This window comes from Psychrobacter sp. AOP7-B1-24, from assembly GCF_052376215.1.
GTDB lineage: Bacteria > Pseudomonadota > Gammaproteobacteria > Pseudomonadales > Moraxellaceae > Psychrobacter.
On record NZ_JBQSVL010000108.1, the window covers coordinates 1 to 6,758 of the forward strand.

7 protein-coding genes are annotated in these 6,758 nt (G+C 42.3%); 5 read left to right on the forward strand and 2 right to left on the reverse strand.

The features are described from left to right. The first annotated feature begins 172 nt into the window (after positions 1 to 172). The 4 genes from ACT3QP_RS13695 to ACT3QP_RS13710 all read left to right on the forward strand — a co-directional run bounded on the left by ACT3QP_RS13695 (position 173) and on the right by ACT3QP_RS13710 (position 4,754). On the forward strand, positions 173 to 1,129 hold the full coding sequence (locus ACT3QP_RS13695) for an alpha/beta fold hydrolase (RefSeq protein WP_444525883.1): 957 nt from the start codon (positions 173 to 175) through the stop codon (positions 1,127 to 1,129). A 152-nt stretch (positions 1,130 to 1,281) separates the two neighbouring features. Then, positions 1,282 to 2,331 carry a bifunctional nicotinamide-nucleotide adenylyltransferase/Nudix hydroxylase gene (locus ACT3QP_RS13700; protein ID WP_444525884.1) on the forward strand — a complete coding sequence of 350 codons (1,050 nt, stop codon included), beginning with the start codon at positions 1,282 to 1,284 and terminating at the stop codon, positions 2,329 to 2,331. A 193-nt stretch (positions 2,332 to 2,524) separates the two neighbouring features. Beyond that, on the forward strand, positions 2,525 to 3,922 hold the full coding sequence (locus ACT3QP_RS13705; RefSeq protein ID WP_444525885.1) for a nicotinate phosphoribosyltransferase: 1,398 nt from the start codon (positions 2,525 to 2,527) through the stop codon (positions 3,920 to 3,922). Positions 3,923 to 3,926: 4 nt separating this feature from the next. After that, positions 3,927 to 4,754, forward strand: coding sequence for an SGNH/GDSL hydrolase family protein (locus ACT3QP_RS13710; protein WP_444525886.1), 828 nt, complete (start codon positions 3,927 to 3,929; stop codon positions 4,752 to 4,754). Positions 4,755 to 4,856: 102 nt separating this feature from the next. Here ACT3QP_RS13710 and ACT3QP_RS13715 read toward each other — a convergent pair whose 3' ends face one another. Together ACT3QP_RS13715 and ACT3QP_RS13720 are read right to left on the reverse strand one after the other, a co-directional pair. Further along, entirely contained in the window at positions 4,857 to 5,135 is a 279-nt protein-coding gene (locus tag ACT3QP_RS13715) for a type B 50S ribosomal protein L31 (protein ID WP_444525887.1), read from the reverse strand. Between the two features lie 309 nt (positions 5,136 to 5,444). Continuing rightward, positions 5,445 to 6,278 (reverse strand): LysR family transcriptional regulator, encoded by an 834-nt coding sequence (locus ACT3QP_RS13720; protein ID WP_444525888.1) that lies wholly within the window; start codon positions 6,276 to 6,278, stop codon positions 5,445 to 5,447. A 128-nt stretch (positions 6,279 to 6,406) separates the two neighbouring features. Between ACT3QP_RS13720 and ACT3QP_RS13725 the strand changes: the two genes are divergently transcribed. Next, on the forward strand, positions 6,407 to 6,758 hold a 352-nt coding region (locus tag ACT3QP_RS13725; protein WP_444525889.1), incomplete at its 3' end, for a YbfB/YjiJ family MFS transporter.

Here is a 6,758-nt window from a genome sequence, read left to right on the forward strand (position 1 = left end):
ATATTTTTTTATATTGACTACAGAGATCGTTTAGATATCGAAGAAAAACGCCTATTCAAGCGTTATTTTATAACGCAGTTTTTTAGTATTGTCCTATTTATTACTATAATTTTCATTGCTAAACATTACATTTAAGCTAGTACCAATTTTACATTTTGGTTGAGTCTACTTTATGATGACACAAACGCGAAACCTAGTGACAACCCAAGATGGCGAGAAAATTGCTGTTTGGAAAATTGTCGATAGCAAAATAGCTAGTACAGTCACTGATACACTAACCACAAATACCTCTGTGATAAAACCACAAAATATATTTCTAACGCACGGGACATTTTCAGACAAACAAACCTGCCTCAAAATTGCTGAGTATCTAGCCAGCCTTGGACATCATTGTTACATTATGGAGTGGCGCGGTCATGGTGATAGCTCAATGCCAAAAGAAAAATTCAATTTCGAAACCGTTGCCACCTATGATTACGAAGCGACTTTTCGTTACTTCTTTGAGGAATTAAAACTCGATAACTTACACTGCGTCACCCATAGTGGTGGCGGTATTGGTTTGATTATGTTTTTGATTCAAAATCCGTGTTACATTAATAAAACCAATAGTATCAGCATGTTTGCCTGCCAAGCCTATGGCGCAGCATCGAAGCGTTTAAATCATACGAAAATTATTGCGGCCAAAATACTCACACGACTGCTTGGCCGTATTCCTGCCAGAAAATTAAAGATGGGCGCCTGTGACGAAAGCGACTATACGATGCGCCAGTGGTACGACTGGAACCTACAACAGAACTTTAACAGCATCTTTATTAAGAAAAGTACGTTTAACCAGCCTAACAGTGGGACAAGTGATGGCGATGAGCCATTAGACTATCGGCAACAGATGCCAAATATCACCATACCTGTCTACGCCATTAGTGCTAAAGGAGATAATTTTATCGCCCCTACCTATGGTTGTCGGCAGCTTTTTGATGACTTTAAGAATCCTGATAATGTCTTTCGAGAGTACTCGCGCAGTAATGGCGATTTTGACGACTATACTCATAGCCGTATCATGATCAGCCGTAATGCTGCCAAAGAGATTTGGCCAACGGTAACAGCATGGATTGAAAAATATTCCACTTAACACCTCGTGGCATTTATCTGATTCGACCATACCTAGTAGTAATACTGCACCAAACATCTTTACACTTGTCAGCAAGTCATAGGCTGTGTCAGTATTGGTATTATTAGAATGCTTTTAACCAATAAAATATAAATAGCAGGAAATTGGCGGATATGAGTGAATCATCAGAGCAGAGTTTAACTAAAAACAATAAGCACTATCGTTATTTGGTTTTTATTGGCCGTTTCCAGCCGTTCCATCGTGGACACAAAGCGGTCATCGACGAAGCATTAAAGCGCTCGGACGAAGTGATTATGCTCATTGGCTCGGCCAACCTACCCCGTAGCTTACGCAATCCATTTAGCGTCGCTGAGCGTGCGGCGATGATTAAAGACGCTTACTCAGCAGAAGAAGCGGCACGTATTCATTGCGTTGCTCTAGATGATGCCCTCTACAACGACACACGCTGGCTACAATATGTACAAGCGGGCGTGAAATCTGTCACTGGTGATTTGCAGAGCGATATCGGTCTGATTGGTCACTCAAAAGACAGTTCATCGTATTATCTATCGCTATTCCCCAACTGGGATTCGGTTTCAGTGCCCAACTATCACAATTTATCAGCCACGCCTATTCGAGATAGCTATTTGATGGGTGCCACGCCGACACCTGAGCGCACGCCTGAATCTACTCGTAACGTATTGAATGACTTCAAACAAACAGCTAAATACCAACAGTTACATGAAGAAGCAGATTTCATTGACAAATATAAAAGGCAGTGGGAATCAGCTCCCTATCCACCGACTTTTATGACAGCTGATGCGTTAATTGTACAGTCCGGACATATCCTATTGGTTGAACGCCGCAGTATGCCAGGGCGCGGATTATGGGCGCTGCCGGGCGGGTTTTTAAATCCAAAAGAGACGTTATTTGACGCTTGTATCCGTGAACTGCGCGAAGAAACTCGTCTCAAAGTTCCTGAGCCAGTATTACGTGGCTCTTGTCACAGTCAGCATACCTTTGACGACCCATATCGCTCGGCACGTGGCCGCACGATTACCCAAGCGTTTTATTTTCAGCTTAAAAATGATCCAAAGGGTCTGCCCAAAGTAAAAGGTGGTGATGACGCTGCCAAAGCATTTTGGCTACCACTGGCAGAGCTAGACGCTACCATGATGTTCGAAGACCACTATGCGATTATCACTAAAATGGTCGGGTTATAGCGTTACATACCACTGACCAATTAGTACATTATTTGATATATATCAACCAAATATAGTCTATATAATTTATTTTCTAGGTTTGAGTTGTTTTTTTAAGATACGTTTTACCGCCCGAGTCGATAGACGGCAAGGGTTTTTCGCCACAGCTGTTCTTCAAAACAGCGACGGCATTTCAAAGCAGAGGAGTTCTGTGATGTATACCAGTAATTTAAATAATTTAATCCTTAACAGCGACAGCTATAAAACCTCACATTGGGTGCAATACCCAAGCGGTAGTGAGTATCTGTCAAGCTACATTGAAGCCCGTAAAGGCGACTACGATGTGGTATTTTTTGGTCTGCAAGCCTTTATCAAAGAATATCTGAGCACCCCTATTACCCATCAAGAGATCGATGAAGCCGAAATGGTCGTGCAAGCGCATGGCTTGACTTTCAATCGTGCTGGTTGGGAGCGTTTAGTCGATAAGCACAATGGCTATCTACCATTACGTATCGAAGCTGTCCCCGAAGGCAGCATCGTGCCAGTATCTAACGTGGTCTGCCAAATAATCAATACCGACCCTGAATTTTACTGGCTACCAAGCTATATCGAAACGGCTTTATTACGTGCGATTTGGTATCCATCAACGGTCGCTAGTGTCTCGCACTATTGCAAAGACATCATTCGTAAAGCATTAGAAAAGTCAGCGGATAACACAGAGTCGCTTACGTTCAGACTGCATGATTTCGGTGCACGTGGCGCATCTAGCCAAGAGTCTGTAGCACTCGGTAGCTTGGCACATTTGGTGAACTTCGCTGGTACAGATTCGATGACGGCGTTAATAGCTGCCAGTCGTTGGTATCAAATGGGTAAAGACATGCCAGCGTTTTCTATCCCTGCGGCTGAACACAGTACCATGACCGCATGGGGTCGTGATGGCGAGACCGCTGCATTTGCCAATATGATTGAGCAGTTTGGTGGTGAAGGTAAAGCGTTTTCGGTGGTGTCTGATAGCTACGATCTATGGAACGCCATTGATAATATCTGGGGTGGCACCCTAAAAGATGATGTGAAAAATATGGGCGGTACGCTGGTTATTAGACCAGACAGTGGTGAGCCTACCAAAGTAGTCCGTGAAGCGTTAGAGCGCTTAGCCGTGAAATTTGGGACAACTGTTAATAGTAAAGGTTATAAGGTATTACCTGATTATGTACGAGTCATCCAAGGGGATGGTATCAGTCCGCAAAGCTTGACCAAAATTATTGACGTCATATTAAAAGCAGGCTTCAGCGCTGAAAACGTCACCTTTGGTATGGGTGGCGGACTATTACAACAAGTCAACCGCGATACCATGAGTTGGGCGATGAAAGCCAGCTCTATCTCTATTGATGGGGTATGGAAAGACATCTATAAAGACCCAATCACTAGCCGCTCAAAACGCTCAAAAAAAGGTCGCTTGGCTTTAGTCCAAGATGCTGATGGACAACTAAAAACCATCAAAGCCGATGAACTAGCAGCTGACACGGACAACCTACTACGTGATGTTTATGTCGATGGTAAGCTATTGGTTGAAGATAATCTAACCACTATTAGAGAGCGTGCAGGATGGTAACAGTATGATAAATAATAAAGTAGCATCGGTCACCAGAGACATACTGCTTGCGCCCGTTTACCTTTATCAAGGCCGAAAAATAAAGCGTGATACCATTCGCCTACCTGAGCCAAATGGGGAAAGACATGGTTGTGTTGAACTAAACACATCTGCTGATGCCACACAAAACGTGACCAAAAAAACGCTAAACGTCATGGTTGTTGGTGACTCAGCCGCCGCTGGTGTGGGTAGTCAGACACAACAAGATGCATTGGTAGGTAAGCTCATTCCAATCTTGACACAGCATCCCCTCGTCAATACTCAGTTTGATGAGCTAAGCTGGTCATTGCAAGCGACGACTGGGCACACTAGCTTTGATATTTTACGTAGGCTTTATATCCTACCCACTCCTAGTAAGTCTATAGATGTAATGGTACTAAGTGTGGGAGTCAATGATACAACTGCTAACGTCTCTACAAATAAATGGCAGCAGCAGATTGAAGATATCATCGATATTGCTCAGCGTAAATTTGGTGTGCGGGAATTGATTTTTTCAAGCCTACCACCGATGGCACAAATGCCTGCTATACCTACTCCACTCAATAATTTTGTTGGTGCGAAAGCCTCAATGCTCGACACAGTATTGCAAAAAATTTGTGCCGATCATGATGGTGTCAACTATATGGCAACTGACTTTGCACGGATGATAGAAGAACACTCTAATGGCACGCCTATCGATATTGCTGTGATGTTTGCCAGTGATGGCTTTCACCCTAGCAGTTTGATGTATGGTTATTGGGCCCAGCAATTATCAGAGCTGATTGTACAGGTATTAGACGATCCCACTGCTTAGTGGCTTAGCTTCATACTACCTTTAAAATCCAAATAAAAAAAACCGCTGAATATCAGCGGTTTTTTATTACTTGTCGAGATGTATTTATACAATATGTATATATTACTCAGCAGAATCAGCAGCTTTCTTACTACGACCACCAAACGCACCAAAGCGTTTGTTGAAGCTAGCAACACGACCTTCAGTAGAAGTTTTACGTTGCTCACCAGTATAGAATGGATGTGACGCACTTGAAATATCAAGTGGGTAGTATGGGTATTCTTTACCTTCATATTCACGAGTAGCTTTAGTTTTAACTGTTGAACGAGTCAAAAAGAAAACATCAGCGTTAGTGTCGTGGAATAAAACTTCTTGATAGTTAGGATGGATATCTTTGCGCATAATAAACTCTCTATGTCCGATGTATGTATTGCGATGAACAACATCTTCAACGATGCATCAAACCAACAATGACATACGTAACTGAGGCACTAAGGGCATTTATAAGTATGGCAACTGCGTCACTGGCTTATTCCAGCACCCAATACCATTTCCCTGCTCACTTAGCCTTTCCCCAGCGGGAAAATTAAACCGAGATTTTAACGTTTTTCGGTGTTTGATGCAAGCATATCTGGTATTAAGACCCTAATAATATACGAATACAGAATTGACAACAACCAGTCAGGTCTGACTTAAAAATAGCATGCTATATCATTCGGTTAGCAGTTTAGCGAGGGTTGATATGCCTGATATCAACGGACTATCTTTACGATAAACAATCGATAGCTGGACATTTTTTGCACCATTACTCAGTGGCGTCATGACCAGTGACTTTTCATATCGACTGCCTACCACCATATTTTGGCCGATAATAGTATAACCTAATCCCGCAGCGATACAGCCTAAAACACCATCAGCGCTGCTCATTAACATCAGTTCATCACTATTTCTGCCTGCTTCGTGTTGCCAAATAAGAGCCTGTGTTCTGTAACCACACCCTTCATCACGCACCAATAGCACAGGGTCATGCTCACTGTCTAATGGCGTCACCATCACTAGCGTTTCTTTTACAATAGGAATCACCACCAAACCTTTGTGCTTAGGTGCATTACCGATTGCCGCGCAGTCTACTTTGTTGTTCAACACAGCCAGCACTAACCTATCACTAGTGTCTGTATAAATTTTGGCACGAATCTCAGCGTGATTTAGCTTAAGTTGTTTGAGTGCCAACGGCATATGAACGGCCGCAAAGGTTTCAGGCATACCGATTCTTAATTCATAACTGTCTTTGTTACGCAAAATAGCCGAGGTTGCCTGATACTCTAATTGTAAAATTTGGTCAGCATAGTCGCATAGCTGTCGACCGCTGGGAGTCAATTGCAACTTTCTGCCAACGATATTAAATAGTTTTGTGTCCAATTCCCTTTCAAGCTTTTTGATACGGTTAGTAATATTTGATGGAACGGTATGCAGTTTTTCAGCAGCACCTTTAATACCATCTTCATCAACCACCGCTTTAAAGGTTTTTAACGCCAAAATCTCCATATAGACATCCTTATCGATTTATTAAACATTTCTGATAATAAGAATCTTTTGTTCTAAATAATTCAATTTTTAAGATTAACAGAGTCACGTATTCTTTGTGAATCCCTTTCTTATATTAAGTCATAAAAATGTCCATAGAGCTCACGAAAATCCGTGTATACATTGCTGGAATTTGTAGTTTGATAGTGACCGTAGGGGTTGCTCGGTTTTCATATAGCCTGCTATTACCAGTTATGCAAGAAGGCGCGGGTTTAACAGATCTGGGTGGCGGGTGGTTGGCTAGCACCAATTTTATGGGCTATATGTTTGGTGTCTTAGTTGCTGCAAGTATGCATAATCTCAATTATAAATATAACTTACATCGTGCATATCTTATTTTGAGTGTGGTGACTTCTGCTGCTATGGTCATGACCACAGATATAACCACTTGGGCAATATTGAGGTTTTTGGCTGGTATCTGTGCTTCAGGTGGATTTATCA

Coding starts and splice junctions, on each gene's coding strand:
- ACT3QP_RS13695 (WP_444525883.1), top strand. CDS start 173: ATGATGACACAAACGCGAAACCTAGTGACAACCCAAGATGGCGAGAAA.
- ACT3QP_RS13700 (WP_444525884.1), top strand. CDS start 1,282: ATGAGTGAATCATCAGAGCAGAGTTTAACTAAAAACAATAAGCACTAT.
- ACT3QP_RS13705 (WP_444525885.1), top strand. CDS start 2,525: ATGTATACCAGTAATTTAAATAATTTAATCCTTAACAGCGACAGCTAT.
- ACT3QP_RS13710 (WP_444525886.1), top strand. CDS start 3,927: ATGATAAATAATAAAGTAGCATCGGTCACCAGAGACATACTGCTTGCG.
- ACT3QP_RS13715 (WP_444525887.1), bottom strand. CDS start 5,135: ATGCGCAAAGATATCCATCCTAACTATCAAGAAGTTTTATTCCACGAC.
- ACT3QP_RS13720 (WP_444525888.1), bottom strand. CDS start 6,278: ATGGAGATTTTGGCGTTAAAAACCTTTAAAGCGGTGGTTGATGAAGAT.